The sequence below is a fragment of the Paenibacillus glacialis genome, from assembly GCF_001637205.1.
GTDB classification, from domain to species: Bacteria; Bacillota; Bacilli; order Paenibacillales; family Paenibacillaceae; genus Paenibacillus_AQ; species Paenibacillus_AQ glacialis.
In genome coordinates, this window is sequence record NZ_LVJH01000025.1 from 99,724 (window position 1) to 113,954 (window position 14,231).

Annotated in this window: 12 protein-coding genes and 1 pseudogene; 3 read left to right on the top strand and 10 right to left on the bottom strand. The window is 39.0% G+C overall.

What is annotated here, in order from left to right; translation table 11 throughout:
* Positions 1 to 6 precede the first annotated feature (6 nt).
* From PGLA_RS14360 to PGLA_RS14375, 4 genes and pseudogenes are all read right to left on the bottom strand, one after another.
* Positions 7 to 945: pseudogene (locus PGLA_RS14360) on the bottom strand (VanZ family protein).
* 101 nt (positions 946 to 1,046) lie between these two features.
* A complete protein-coding gene (locus tag PGLA_RS14365) occupies positions 1,047 to 2,048 on the bottom strand; it encodes a sensor histidine kinase (protein WP_068533853.1) in 1,002 nt (333 codons plus the stop codon).
* Positions 2,049 to 2,732, bottom strand: coding sequence for a response regulator transcription factor (locus PGLA_RS14370; RefSeq protein WP_068533855.1), 684 nt, complete (start codon positions 2,730 to 2,732; stop codon positions 2,049 to 2,051).
* A gap of 66 nt (positions 2,733 to 2,798) precedes the next feature.
* Positions 2,799 to 3,359 (bottom strand): TetR/AcrR family transcriptional regulator, encoded by a 561-nt coding sequence (locus PGLA_RS14375; RefSeq protein WP_068533857.1) that lies wholly within the window; start codon positions 3,357 to 3,359, stop codon positions 2,799 to 2,801.
* Positions 3,360 to 3,495: 136 nt separating this feature from the next.
* Here PGLA_RS14375 and PGLA_RS14380 point away from each other — a divergent pair, with 136 nt between their 5' ends.
* Together PGLA_RS14380 and PGLA_RS14385 are read left to right on the top strand one after the other, a co-directional pair.
* A complete protein-coding gene (locus PGLA_RS14380) occupies positions 3,496 to 4,446 on the top strand; it encodes a DsbA family protein (RefSeq protein WP_084411098.1) in 951 nt (316 codons plus the stop codon).
* Between the two features lie 75 nt (positions 4,447 to 4,521).
* Positions 4,522 to 4,743 carry a hypothetical protein gene (locus tag PGLA_RS14385; RefSeq protein WP_068533859.1) on the top strand — a complete coding sequence of 74 codons (222 nt, stop codon included), beginning with the start codon at positions 4,522 to 4,524 and terminating at the stop codon, positions 4,741 to 4,743.
* Between the two features lie 923 nt (positions 4,744 to 5,666).
* Here PGLA_RS14385 and PGLA_RS14395 read toward each other — a convergent pair.
* The 6 genes from PGLA_RS14395 to PGLA_RS29750 form a co-directional block, all read right to left on the bottom strand.
* The gene (locus PGLA_RS14395; protein ID WP_068533863.1) at positions 5,667 to 6,218 is read right to left on the bottom strand and encodes a hypothetical protein; all 552 of its coding nucleotides are present in this window, start codon (positions 6,216 to 6,218) and stop codon (positions 5,667 to 5,669) included.
* 5 nt (positions 6,219 to 6,223) lie between these two features.
* On the bottom strand, positions 6,224 to 6,775 hold the full coding sequence (locus PGLA_RS14400; RefSeq protein WP_068533865.1) for a hypothetical protein: 552 nt from the start codon (positions 6,773 to 6,775) through the stop codon (positions 6,224 to 6,226).
* 335 nt (positions 6,776 to 7,110) lie between these two features.
* Complete coding sequence (locus PGLA_RS14405; RefSeq protein ID WP_068533867.1) at positions 7,111 to 8,961, bottom strand: DUF2357 domain-containing protein; 1,851 nt, start codon at positions 8,959 to 8,961, stop codon at positions 7,111 to 7,113.
* Positions 8,945 to 10,969, bottom strand: a complete 2,025-nt coding sequence (locus PGLA_RS14410; protein ID WP_068533869.1) for an McrB family protein — start codon at positions 10,967 to 10,969, stop codon at positions 8,945 to 8,947. The genes PGLA_RS14405 and PGLA_RS14410 overlap by 17 nt, the downstream gene beginning before the upstream one ends.
* Positions 10,962 to 12,299 carry a hypothetical protein gene (locus tag PGLA_RS14415; protein ID WP_068533871.1) on the bottom strand — a complete coding sequence of 446 codons (1,338 nt, stop codon included), beginning with the start codon at positions 12,297 to 12,299 and terminating at the stop codon, positions 10,962 to 10,964. The genes PGLA_RS14410 and PGLA_RS14415 overlap by 8 nt, the downstream gene beginning before the upstream one ends.
* Before the next feature lie 257 nt (positions 12,300 to 12,556).
* The gene (locus PGLA_RS29750; RefSeq protein WP_245699910.1) at positions 12,557 to 12,766 is read right to left on the bottom strand and encodes a 23S rRNA (pseudouridine(1915)-N(3))-methyltransferase RlmH; all 210 of its coding nucleotides are present in this window, start codon (positions 12,764 to 12,766) and stop codon (positions 12,557 to 12,559) included.
* Between the two features lie 571 nt (positions 12,767 to 13,337).
* Between PGLA_RS29750 and PGLA_RS14425 the strand changes: the two genes are divergently transcribed.
* Entirely contained in the window at positions 13,338 to 14,174 is an 837-nt protein-coding gene (locus PGLA_RS14425; RefSeq protein WP_068533873.1) for a hypothetical protein, read from the top strand.
* The last annotated feature ends 57 nt before the right edge of the window (positions 14,175 to 14,231 follow it).

Below are 14,231 nucleotides of genomic sequence, written 5' to 3' on the forward strand. Positions count from 1 at the left end.
TGATGCTCAATTCCATTTATAGACCATCTCTCGAAATCCAACATCCCATAGGGTTTCATTTCCCTCAATGGTTATCGTAAGCTCATTTGCCTGTGGGAGAAAAATTAAAGACAAATCCGGCTCATGGCGTTGATTCTCTGCAGATACGGACAGGAACTCATGTCCATCGACGGTAACCCTGATGCTGCCCTAGAAATCCTTCTGATCGGGAATTCCATAATTCAAGGAGAGATATATCTCCTCCCTATTGCCCAACGTATATGTGTACGTTTCTTTTTTTTTGCCTTCGACGTTATACGCATTATATCTGGGTTCTACGTTTTGACCGCCAATCTTGAGACTGTACCGTTTGGTTCCCGTTGATGGGTTTCCGGTGCTATCTTTCAGTTCATTTATCGCCACAAAGGGGCCCATTTCTTTGGTGAACGCTTGGTCAACGATCCCGAAGATCCCCCAGACCCCGAGCATAAGGACAACAGCAGAAATGCCCGTAGCAGCAATACTTCTCCAGATGTTCTTCGTACGAAAGCCAAGTTTGTACGCCCCGAATCCGATGGCTGCGCCCGATGCGTTCTGTATGACGTCGTTCATGTCGAAGCTGCCGAGGAACGTCAGTGCCTGAATGGTCTCCAGCATGAGAATGGACAGGATGAACAACATCATGAATCGAATAAAATTGGTCCGATATAACAACGGAATCAATATGCCAAAAGGGATGAAGGCTGCGATGTTCCCAAAACCCACAAAATCCATCAGCGTAGGATGCAGAAGATCCGATAGGCTTGGCAGCCTAAAAAAACCGTCCGGTAAAAAAATAAAGGTGTATTCGGTTATGTGCTCTACAGTACCTACTCTGCCGAAAGCGAGAAACATAAAATAAAGAATCAAAAGGGTATAGGATATGGTCATGGCAAAAATAATCTTACGCTGTTGCTTCAAATGCATTGTCATACCTCCATAGTTCAGCTGATGAATATCATTTTATCTGTCTAAAGTGACTTTCAAGTGACAATGGAGGTGACAATTTAGTCACTTACGGAGTGCCGCTAAATCACTTGCTTATAAAACTTAATCCGAAACTGCGTACCCTTCTCGCTGTCGCTTGTCACATCGATCACTCCGTTCTGGCTGGCAATGATGCTGTGAGCCATCGCAAGCCCTATGCCGATGCTCCCTTCGCCGGCGTTCTTTCCTTTGTAAAAACGCTTAAAAATATAAGGCAAATCTTCTTTCGGAATGCCTTTTCCATTGTCAGCAATGACGATTTCCGTAAATAACGCGTTTTCGGAAAATGTGATGGCGATTGTTCCGCCCTCATGCGTGTGCTCTACACCGTTCTTCAATATATTGATGACCGCTTCGGCCGTCCAATTGAAATCGCCGACAAAAGAGACGTCGTCTTCGCCCGCGATGGAGACCGTTTGTCCCTTAATGTCCATCGGAATCATAACCGGTTCTAATGCCTTTTGGATCAGTTTTGTCACGAGTATTCGATTTTTTTTGAATGGGATGGTCTTCGCGTCAATTTTCGATAGCTTGAGTAAGGAAGAAACCAGCCAATCGATGCGATCAAGCTGGACGCGGATATGATGGGTGAACTCCGATCTTTTGGCCGGAGGCAGGTCAGGGGCGCTTAACAAATCCGCCATCACCGTCATGGAGGTAAGCGGCGTTTTGAGCTGATGTGAAATATCGGAGATGGCATCCGTCAGTTGAATTTTGTCCCGCTGTAATAGCGACCGGTGCTCCGATAGCATGAGCGTCACTTTGTAAATATCATTCTTTAGAATACTAAGCTCGCCTTCTTGATTATCGCGAACGTCGAGGGAATCATCGCCGTTGCTAATTTTCCGCAAATAGACGGACAACTTTTCGATTTCGCGGTATCTCCATCTGGTGAAGAACAAACTTGTGCCAATGAGCAGCATGGATAGAATGAACACGAGCGCCGCGGCGACAGTCGAAATGAAAGCAGCGACAATGAATGCCGTTAAGCTGATCGAGCCCATCGTGATCAATAACATTCGAATTTCTCGATTACGCAGCATCTAATCACCGACCTTATAGCCTAAGCCGCGTACCGTTTTGATCAATGTCGGATGCCCTGGATCATCCTCCAGCTTTTCCCTCAGCCTTTTGATATAGACCGTTAACGTATTGTCGTTCACGAAATCGCCAGCCACGTCCCAGATTTGCTCTAGAAGCTGATTCCTTGTGAGAACCTGTCCAATGTGGCTACCGAAGATCAGCAATAAGCGATACTCTAAGGCGGTGAGCGGAATTTCGGCGCCGTTTTTATGCACTTTGCCTTCCAGCGTATGGATTCGGACATTGTCGATGTCTATGGTCGTTTTCGTTTGGGATGGCTTCTGGTATCTCCGTAACACGGACTTGATTCGGGAGAGCAGCTCACGAACCCGAAAAGGTTTGGTAATGTAATCATCGGCTCCCATGTCGAGCCCCATCACGACATTGACCTCATCGTCGATCACCGTTAAGAAGATGACCGGAATGTCTCGCCGCCCCTTCACCATCTTGCACAATTCATAGCCGCTCCCGTCCGGAAGCTGTAAATCGAACAAGCATAAAGCGAATTGATCGATGTCATCTGCGAGCACTCTTTTGACTGAGGCGACATCATGGCAGAGAACGGTTGGATAACCATCCTGCTGCAACGAATACTCCAGACCCGATGCGATCGTCTTATCATCCTCGACTAATAAAATTTTCATATGCAGATCATCCTTACGATTGGATTAATTTTTATTCTCCATCTTAGTTTCGACATTATAGCAGCCTCACACGTGTTCAATCCCAGACATCAGAAAAGGAATGGCCGACTTGATAAATTCTTCCGGCGGTAATTCCTTACGATTTCTCCTCCACTCCACAGAAGCGCCATAAACGCCCCAACTTAAAATGACAGCTGTAATTTTTAAAGATTCATCCTCTTTCGTTGTATGTTGTTTGCGCAACATTCCATAGAAAATGATTTCAAGTTGCTCCCTAATAATGCGGGCTATGGTCTCATCGTATCCTCTATGACACCGACTGGATAATGCTCTTTGAAAATCCGTTATGGCCACGAAGATATCAATAATCGATGCTTCATTTAGTTCGCTTTTCTCGAAATCGATGGCGTTCAAATTAATCAATAACACTTCCGATAAAACTTTGTCGAGCAAGTCATATATATCTTCAAAATGATAATAGAACGTTGCGCGATTAATCTTAGCCTCTGTTGTAATGTCCTTAACAGTAATATCCTTGAATTCTTTTTTACCTGAAAGTTCAATAAAAGAGTCCATGATTAACTTACGAGTTCGTAAAACTCGGGGATCTCTCTTTGATTGCGTCATATCATGCCCCTCCAACTTTTTAAACAATTGTATCAAGGTGTTGCATAAACGACAAATGGAATGATCTATTGGTGTTCCGATCGATTGATTATGGCTAGAATGATGGAAAAACAACCACTGCAAGGAGGCAACAATCATGGTAAACGAGGATAAACGAATGGCGAACGATAATCATATGATTTGTGATTTAGAAACAGGTGTATGTGGCGTAGCTGGGGAGGAAGAAATGGAGATGATCGATTTTAATCAACCCCAAAAATCCATTGAAGTTTATTATGTAACCGATCCAATTTGCTCTCCATGCTGGGCGCTTGAACCTGTTCTTCGTCGTTTTAAAGAGCAGCATGGGCATTATTTCAACTTTCATACGGTTATGGGTGGATTGCTGGAAAAATGGAGCGATGAGCCTGTCGATCCACGTAACGGAATATCAGGACCTGCTGACGTCTTCGGCCACTGGAGAGAGGTTGGAGAATATTCGCGCATGCCGATTGACGGTTCACTGATGCTCGACAATCCGGTTCAATCCTCCTTCCCGCCTTCTCGTGTATTTAAAGTGATTCAAAAAAATTATAACGATGCATTAGCCTATGATTACTTAAGACGATCACGAGAAGCTCTGTTCGCATTTAATCGAAATATTGCGGATGAATCCATCATGATAGACATCGTAAATCAGCTTGGACTTGATGGAGAAGCTATTATTCAAGATGCCGAACAACAAACCGGCCAACAATTATTGAATGAAGATTTTAGTCTCGCTAGAAGTCTTGGCGTTAGAGGTTTCCCGACGATCATTATGATCAACGAGGAGAATAAAGGATTGAAAATCGTAGGTAGTCGTCCGTTGGAGTCCTATGTTGAGGGCCTGCAGCAAATGCTAAATACGGAAGAAATACAACCAAAACAACAACCATCCCTTTCTAACTTGCTTGAAAAAGAAAAGCTATTATTTTCTAAAGAAATTGAAGTTATGTATGATATTGAAAAGTCGGAAATCAACGCTTTTGTTGAAAAAGAACTTTCACCAAGCAGCTATCAAGTGAAGGAACTTCTAGGGGAGTCCTATTTTACAACCACGAAATAATTATAGAGAAAGTCTTGAAACCTCGATAAGGGCAACCCCTCCCCGCGGTCCATAATAGGTTTGGGGGATCTCTTAATGGTTCAGCCTAACTTCCATAATGCGGAATCGAAAGGCAAGATGGACAGTCTGAATGCCTTCCCTCGAGAAATGAAAAATCTTGCTACACCCTTCTTATTTTTGATGAAATTTCCAAAAACCATTTTTAACAATACCCTTCCACAAATAGTTCAAAAAGGGGCTTTTCCTTTCGACGGAAAAGTCCCTAAACTGAATCATAAACTCAAAGTTGCTATTTGACTTTAAGCTTCTTGCACAAGTAACCCAACTTTCTGCGCCCCGTGAGCGGTCAAGTCCAAAACTTTTCGCCGTTACTTGTGATACGGTTCACCGTAACATCTATAGAGCGAAATCATTTATGATACATTCCCTTGTTTACGGAGCAAATTTAATAAATTACTCGATCACCAGTAAAAAGTCTAATAGTACCCATACGATCTCCGTGATCTGATTTCAATGAGGTGTTAGTATTTTTCACGTTTTTTATTTCATATATTTTGAATGGCTGCATATAATAATATCAACACCTTCAACGCACTTCGATTTAACTTAATTTCATACGTTTTCACCAAAAGGTATTCAAAACATGGTTAGCTGGCGGATAATTTGGTTAATAAGAAGGGAGTTGGATTGTGAAAGAAGATCACTTTGTCACTCTAATAAACGAAAAGTAATGTCAAATTTGTATAATAACGGTCTATTTAAAGATATTTCTTTAAGTTCTACACTACTTGATGTATTATTAATTTAAAGTGTGGGTATACTAATAAAAAAATTAATAAAAAGAGGTGTTTAAATTGAACATCGAAGACATGTTAAATCAGTTAAAGAAAATTTTGCCTGCCGAGAATTTCAAAGTTCAACCTGCTGATGCACGTGAAGAATTGCTTCAATTAGAAAGAGAGCATAACATCAATACTTCAAATTTTATTGTAGATAAAACATCAGCCATTACTATACCAGAAGAAGTTCGTGAAAAATGGATTAATACACTTGATACATTCATTAGCTTCAATGGATCAATGGAAGATTTGAATAAGATTTCTTCATGCGAAAGCTCATTAAATAATAAACCTTTCATTAATCAGACTTCAAAGGAAAACTCTACAAAGGAATACGCTGATAAGAAAAGCAAGGAGTCCAGTTGGCTTCCTTGCTTATTTTTATTCATGAATAATTTTATTAATTTTCATCCCTTCTTGCGGATGAAACAACAATCTTGTATTTGTACCAAATGCATCAATTGCTAATATAGAATTCATAACCAAAAGTCGTTCTCTAGGCATTACAAGACCATTGTCAGTTGCAATTAATAATGTTTGCACGAGACTAGGAAGTCCTGAATTTACCATATTCAAAGTTTGCTCTATAATTTTATAGGGATTGAAATTATCTCCAGGAATCACAATGCCTTCAAATGGTAATGCACTGGATATTAGAGGGATGTTGTTTTCATTTAATATATTTCTGATTTTATTTCCATCAGCCGCCTCAGGAACGAATTCACTCAACTCATCATCCTCGTCTAATTTATACATTTTCTCATTAGCAGGAAATGTAACCGCAATTAAATCTATTTCAATTTCATTCTCTTCTAAATACGATTTCACATCTAAAATAGATTTCTCATTTTTAATAAATATAATTAACTTATTGATTCCATTATCAACACAGTATTTTACATTATCAATATAAAAAGGCTTTATGTTACTCATAATTTTTACCTTCCCTTTCCAATTATCTCTACATATGGTTGATTCGTTTCCTGGTTAGTAGGAAAATCTCCTTCATCTTTTGCATAGCGATTAAAAATTTTCACAGCTATTGGACAACTGATTTTTGAGATATCTAGATTAGTATCATCAGGAAATACTAAATGATCGCCCCATCTTTGCTTATAAGCATTTATATGCACATGCGCATATCTTTCTTTAAAAGGTTCGTAATCAAATCTTATAAAATCCTTCTTAGGATCTTCTAAGTGGAATCCATGATATGAATAGCTTCGTAATTTTGTTATAGAGAGATCTTCAACTTTAGCATATGCAGCTTCACGTAACTTCATTTGAAACCCTGGGTATTGTTCAAAATTTACTTTTGATACATCTAAAGTATAAGATATTTCACTAGAATCTTCAGATCTATTAACGATTAAATTCTTTCTCACTATCTCTTGCAAATTGAACTCTTCAGCAACTTCAAGAATATGTTGTATTCTTTCTGTAATAATTTCATTCACATCAATTGATGGTTGTCTCTCTATTTTCGTCACCCACTTACCCTAAAGATTAATTGATACTTTTCGCGGAAAAGGTATATCGCAACTTCCGTATAATGAGTCAAAATAAAATCTATAAACTGATATACAATTTAATATGACATTAGTAGTTGTAATCTCATCATATTTAGCTGATCAATAGTTTATCTATAATATGAATTTTTTTCCAAAGTACCATTTCTTATTATACTGTTAACTCGATATGTTTGGATATAAAACTTTAAATATTTAGACAGAAATAAAATGCCAATTATGTTGACCATTATACCGTTTTACCTCAAGAGGGAACCCTTCATGATACTCTACTGGGTACCCTTTAAGCTTGAGGCTTACAGTGAAATTGACCCTGCCTCTTCATTTTTGTGCATGAGCATGTTTTGATTTATAAATTGAGTAATCTCATCCTTTAGATATTCATATCCAAAAGGTACTTCTTTCGTTGTAGGATCAACGGGTTCAATCTGAATAAAGGTTACACTTCCATCATGCTTATGTTCAAAAGCAACCCCGTTTGTTTGTTTGGGATATAGAGCAATAACCTTATCAATTTTACTAGTACGATTCCTATCAATGGGACAACGATATAGTATTCTGTTGTAATCACTTATCTGAATAAAATCATCTGTCTCCCGATTAAACTGTGTATTCCACAAATATCTGTATTTACGATATTTAACTTCGATAACCAAGGCCTTAATAAGCTTACCCTTAGTATCATATATATCCAACCGAATGTCAGGTCTATTATGGATATTCGCTATAAACCCATATTCCTCCTCATTCAGACGTCTTGGTAACTCCTGATCATATACAAGGTCCACCCGGTAGCCATCTTTAACAAAGGTCATCTTCTCCCCCGTTAGCAATTCACCAATAAATCGCTCCTGAGAGTGATCAGCAAGCCATCCTGTATCCCATTTGAAATCCAAATCATTGAACACATCAATTATTAAGCACGTGCAATAAACCTCCATCAATTTTGATGAGCGATTATATGGATACGTGCTCTGCCGATTTGAGGAGTTGCGTTTCATCTGAACATGGACTTCCCTGTATAATCGATACAGCACTGAATAACGTTGATCTCGTAGCACGAATGTTGGAGGCCTTTTAAATACTGGTATATATTTTATATCTTTTAACCAACTATCTTCTAAGTACCTTGAGAACATACTGACCATTTTCAGAATTTTTCGAAGCTCATTTAGGATTTTAGCAGCTTCATCTTCCTGTTGTTGTAACGTTCTTGTAATACCGTCCCTTTCATACCTAAGTTGTCTCACCACCTTCTCATTCCCGTATTTCATCGTAGTTTGATCATATCGATATAAACTATCGTTTACTTGTAGAAGACGACTTTTTGAGTGATCGACCTTATTTATTTGCAACTCATAACGTTTTCTAAATCCGTTCTCAAGACCCTTTACGTTGCGTTTTAGAAATACAAGGAACCATTTAAACCATTGGTTCTCAGGAACATCGTTTGTTAATACGGCATGTCTTTCATAAAAGTTTTCGGGACGGTCTAGATTTGTGTTATTCCGACCACCCTTCATGGCAAGCCAACGCTGGCTTTTTATATCTGGTTTCTTGGACACTGATCGAATGTTATACTGCTGCATGATATGTTCAGAAGGTAATTCTATTATTGATTCAAGGGCGTGCTTTAATTTCGGATAATTTGCTTGTATATGCCGATATACGTTGAGTATATGAACGGAAGATTGACCTTCGTCTATGTATGCACCAAAGCGCCTTGTTACAAGATCATACGATAGCCCTGAAACTTTTTGTTCTAAATAATTTCTAAGAAAAAATAAACGATCTTCATCGAAGTTACTACCCCTAATCGTATACATTCCGTGATAAATTCCTTGCTGTGTTTCAAGCCGAACCATGTAATGACCAGGAGCAGGCATATGATCAATATCACGGATTTGAACGAGCTCTTCTTCACTTCCCGGTTCAAGAATCAAAATATCGTCGCAATCAAATCGATCGACATATAGTCGATCGAAAATACTATTAGATTCAAACCGAACCCGGATTGCTTGGTATTCATTAATTTCTACAGATGGTAATAAACTACCCGCTTCGTATTTAATTAATGTAAGTTCAGCGTCTCTCCAGTTCTCATGATTAAAGCGTTTACCAATGAACACTTTAGGATGCATAATCATGGATTGCCATCTCCCGCGCTTTACGATGTATTTCAACAAGTGTAAACTCAAAATCGCTTATTCCCCTTGCTCTATCACTGGTGAAAAGATCAAACATCTCACTTTGTTGCACGCCACCGTGATTTTCATTCGCAACCCCAACTAACTTCTGAAATTGTTCTGAAGAACCACGGATTTTAGTAAGAATACGTTGTTTAAATTGGAGATCAATTACCATTCTACGATCAAGGTATGGTTTACCTTGTTGATTTAGTGGTATAGAGTTTAAGTACTCCCCGATTTTTCGAATAACACGGTGAGATACTCCCTTTTGATAATCATACTGTTGTATTATGTCATGAAGTTCGTCGAAGAACTTTAACTCTTCTAAGCTAAATGCGCTTATCGCAAGATCTTTACTACTCCATTTTGTAAAAACATCTTTTGAACCAAATGAAATAAGAGGCTTAGTAGGTTCGACAATTTCACGCGCCAATAGAGAGCTAAATGATAATTTACGCAGTGTTACAATATTAGCACGATCTAAAAAACGGTCTGAAAAGTTCTTCGTTGTTTCATCTATATTTGCCGTTCCAATAAATACTATGTTATCTCCTATTTCAATCGAATCAGGGTAGTTAGATCGATTGTGACAGGTTGCAGTCTCCTTATTGTATAGTCTCAATTTCCGTTCCTGATTTTCTGGTAACTCTAAGATACTAATAAATGGTGCAAACCAGTATTCCACCTGACTCAGATTCATCTCGTCAAAAGCAACTATGTGCATTTGTTCAGGGCGATCTTTAGCATGTTTTAAAAACTCTACAAATCCTGTATCTGAAGGTACGTAAAGACCTGTAGAAGCATTAAGATATCCCAGTAAGTCACTTGGTTCTGTATAACTTGGACTAATAGGTAATACAAGAAGTGTATTTTTCTCTTGTTTAAGTCCCATGGCCTCTGCATATAGTAAAGCTAGTTGAGATTTCCCTGTACCCGACATGCCAGCAAGGACGGTTATAGGATTAGTCTTCACACTCACGTGGAAATTTACAAGGTCGTTCATATCATAGAATAGTCCTTTTGACTCCCCAAGTGTCTTTAAGTGCTCCAGGAACTGGCTTTCTAAATCATCATAATTAATTTCATCTTGATCAACCTCATCCTCATTATTCTGTTTAGAAGAAGTACCAGTTGTGATATCTTGTATTACTTCTAACCGTTCTTTTTCCGAATTTCCAACCTGTATAAACGCAGAGGTTGTTTCATATAAATACTTTCTATCAAGGAAAATTAAATTATCGCTACCATAAATTTGGAAATCCGAGATTGCATCCGGATCAATTTTAACTCTTTCTACGGTCTCAAGTGATGATTCGTAAGCCCATCCTTGATCAACTGAGTCCTTCCATTCACCGTCCAGCTTATATAGGTACTCTCCACATATTACATACTTTGGTCCTTCCGCATGATAATAATAATCCTGAAAGCGAAGAGCCTTACCGGACTGAAGAGATGATTCCCATGAGCTAATACCCATCGTCAGTTTTGGAACAGATACATATTCGGCCTCCTCTTTATATCCATCATCTATATTTTTTATCTCCAAATTCTTGAATATTTTCTCTGAGTACCCATCCGCGGCTGTCATATAATTAACCTGGGGGCGGAATACAATTAGTTTGTTTTCTAATCTATTTCTTAAAGACTCAATACGTTTGTCAAGGTCATGCGTATAGGTATATCCTGCTGGATAGAAGTTGCGTGGAAACCTAAGGTTATTATCAGTTAAACCAATATACAGTGGACTTAAGCTACGTTCAAGTAACATATCATTTAACTCGAGTAATGGGACTGGTTCTGGAGATACTGGTTTAATAAAAAACTGCGGATTGTTGGAATGTCCTCGTGGCATGACTGGTTCATCTGTGGGACCATTCAAGTTGTCTTTACTTGTCAACGTACCGAGCATTAGACATTGGGATATATCTGCATACCGCTTTTTCTCTTCCGGATCAAGTCTAAACATTCGATTCTTCCCCTCGCTTCCAAATGGATAATAGTTCGATTAAAGATTTATGATCATGTATAACAAAAGTGGAATAGTGCATTCCATTCATCGACTTCTGTAAAGAAAACAGCTTTTTGGAGGATATTCCGTTTTGTTGAATATATACTTGAGTGAGACCATTCTTAATAAGAGAATCTTTTTGTTTTTCCCAATCCTTAAAGGTAACAAAGATCACTTCTGGAAATAAACATCTCGCTAGTGATACATCTGATGACTCATAAAGTATACAAAATCCATTTATTCTTTCTGTTACATCTACCTTCCAACTCTCTAATTGACGACGAAGATTAAGATTTTCTTGATCCTTTTCTTGAATCATAGACTGATAAAGCTCTTTTTGTTCTTCCATTTTAGACATATTAATGTCATCTAACTGCACAATTTCTAGTTCCTTATCAGCAAGCCTAACCTTCACTTTTTCAAGTTCTTTCTGAAGGTTATTAACTGACTTTTTCGCAACAACAATATCTTTTTTACTTTCTTCTGCTACTTTAAGTTTCTCCTTCAGTTCGTTTAATGAATTTTCCTCCTCCTGAAGCTTAGTCTTGTGAATCTGTGATTGTTCTAATTCGTCAACCGCTTCTTTTCCCTTTCTAGCTATATCATATAAGAAATTTGAGACTAAACCATAACGAATACTATATTCCAAACTGTCATGTTGAATTGCATAAGCAAATGATAATAAACCGTGGTCCTGGACATTCTGATAGTAAGCGTAGAATTCCTTGAGGGACATTTCTTTCACTTTATTCAGTTCTACCTTAAATTGTTTAGTTTGTTCACTCGATAGTAATAATAAAGCTGACTTAAAATAGGATTCTTTTTGATGATCATTAAGATAGAGGTTTTGGCTTAATAACTTGAGTGCTTGCTCATCTGTCTTAATCTCTAAGGTATAATCAAATAATTTTTCACTGTTTTCTAATTTCCTTTGCAACTCGGGCAATATCTCTTCAACAAGTTTAATATCATATTTAATAGCCAAAGCAACCTTCAAATGATCCGCTATGTCTTTAGAAGATATACGTGCTAAAAACTCTTCCTTTGATGTCGCTTCCGATAAATCATTAAGATCGTGACCACTATGAAAGTGTTGAAAAAATGGATCAGCTTTCTTCCTTCTCATTTTAGGTGTTTGACGTCTAAATATCTGGTTAATATAATTCTTTTTCAACTTTAATGGAGGCTGCTTTAGAAACCCCGGAACTGTCTCCTTAAATTTATTAAGGATTTCATTCGCACTTTTATCATCCAAGAGACTGACATAGAAATCTATTGCTTCTGACAACGAATACCCTCCTCTTAATTTCATTTAGTATTTTATCTTCTGTCAATAATACCCACTCAAATTAACCACTCCCTTTATATTATTATACCTCTTTTATGGGTAATATTAACTATAAGAATTAATACCCCAGATGTGATTGACGCATTGATAGGTACCAATTTGATCAGGGTCAAGATCATTCCTACCCCCACCTTCATTATTCTACGATCCATTTAAAACATAAAAAGGTACATCAGACATATTTATACCTATTCGCCCTACTTATGATACGGTTCACCCCGATTTATCTTCACCACGCGATAAATCTGCTCGGTGAGGACCAGGAGCATGACCTCATCGGAGAGCCCGTGGCTCCCTCCGATGAGGAAGGCGACATGGCTCGTCCCGTAGGGGCCGAGCCGGTCCAACTCTGCGGCAAGCTCTTCCGAGCTCCAGAGCTTGCCGTCAAATCGCGATCGCAATGACATGCGCCTCGCTCTCTTCACATGCGCGAGGATACGCGCGCCCTCGCGCCCTTGGCCTGCACCACCTCTGCTTCGCTCAGAGAGTCGGGTGCTTTTTCATCTACTACCTCTATAATCTGGAATTTGAGGTAGGAAGTAATTGAACTATACACTTATCCATGTTAAGTTTACATTATTGCGTCGAACCTACTTATATACCCTGTTCATCCACTTGAAGTCCTTCCTTTGCCATCAACTCCTGCAGCTCCAGCACAAGCTCTACATATATTAGCAACTTGAACCGCTGCAACCAAGTCTTTGCTTGACTCGGCCTTGCTTTTCTTATTTGGCAGATTGATTATAGCTGCTTGCAGAGCAGGCTCCCAGTAAGCCTTATTGCCGAATAATCCGCCTTCAATGTATACGTAGTGGAATTACCCCATAGTGCTGTAAGAATTCGTGATTGATCATTCCACTTGATACTCTTCCTTAACCGTTTTTTGTACACTAAACCTTTAATAATGCATATTGTTACAAATCTATTAATATCTATACTAGTAGCAAATATGGTTTTACCAGAAAGGGGAAGTTTAATATGATTCCGTTAGACGACGTAGACAAATGCTACCCATTAATAAATGAGCATGCACAACGTTTTTTGAGCGAGCCAGAACTGAAGCAATATCGCTCCCTCCCACAAAACGAGGTTGAACACCAGCTTAAGCTGTTGCTGGAAAGTCCGATTGCCCACTTTACCGTTGTAAATGAAGTCTACTTCAGAGCGCGTTGGGCTGAGGTTTTTGAAGCACTGCAGTTGGGAGATGACCTGACATTATTAGAGGTGGCTTCCGGCGATGCAGATATGGTTCCCCAGGTCATGGCACGAACCCATCCGAACAGTACATACATAACGGCCAATATGAATAAAAGCCTCACCAGCAGTTTGCTACAGAAAACGCTGTGCCTTCCCCTGCATATGAAAATCATAGAGGATGATGCAGCTTATCTCGAAAAGCATCTGGCTCCCGGGTCAGTGGATCTTATCGTTTTTCAGCATGCGGTCAATGATATCATCCAGGCGATTTTATGCGGACAGGCTGGAATCGACACCATCCATACGGATTGGATGGAAACTTTGCCGGACATGATCAAACTTCTTCAGCAGGAGGTTGCCTCAGATACACTCGATGTTCATGTCATGCAGCCTTTTATCACCTTGATCCACACTTTATTGAAATCTCTGCGGACAGATGGCATTATCGCTTTGAATCATTATATGTTCCAGCTGGACCTTGACTGGGGCTACCCGGCAGATTTGTTTGAGAATATCATCCCCCTGACCAGACGCTGGCTGACCGGGATTCAGGGTTGCGAAGAGATTTTCATTCCCGGCTTTGACCAGCAATGGTGGATCTTTTTGCAAAAAAGATAATGATGCTCCACAAGCAGCATATTAATTCTTATAATTTTAAAAACCGCCAGCTATAGC

Coding starts and splice junctions, on each gene's coding strand:
- PGLA_RS14380 (WP_084411098.1), top strand. CDS start 3,496: ATGGTAAACGAGGATAAACGAATGGCGAACGATAATCATATGATTTGT.
- PGLA_RS14425 (WP_068533873.1), top strand. CDS start 13,338: ATGATTCCGTTAGACGACGTAGACAAATGCTACCCATTAATAAATGAG.
- PGLA_RS14385 (WP_068533859.1), top strand. CDS start 4,522: ATGGTTCAGCCTAACTTCCATAATGCGGAATCGAAAGGCAAGATGGAC.
- PGLA_RS14395 (WP_068533863.1), bottom strand. CDS start 6,218: ATGAGTAACATAAAGCCTTTTTATATTGATAATGTAAAATACTGTGTT.
- PGLA_RS14405 (WP_068533867.1), bottom strand. CDS start 8,961: ATGATTATGCATCCTAAAGTGTTCATTGGTAAACGCTTTAATCATGAG.
- PGLA_RS14365 (WP_068533853.1), bottom strand. CDS start 2,048: ATGCTGCGTAATCGAGAAATTCGAATGTTATTGATCACGATGGGCTCG.
- PGLA_RS14410 (WP_068533869.1), bottom strand. CDS start 10,969: ATGTTTAGACTTGATCCGGAAGAGAAAAAGCGGTATGCAGATATATCC.
- PGLA_RS14375 (WP_068533857.1), bottom strand. CDS start 3,359: ATGACGCAATCAAAGAGAGATCCCCGAGTTTTACGAACTCGTAAGTTA.
- PGLA_RS29750 (WP_245699910.1), bottom strand. CDS start 12,766: ATGTCATTGCGATCGCGATTTGACGGCAAGCTCTGGAGCTCGGAAGAG.
- PGLA_RS14370 (WP_068533855.1), bottom strand. CDS start 2,732: ATGAAAATTTTATTAGTCGAGGATGATAAGACGATCGCATCGGGTCTG.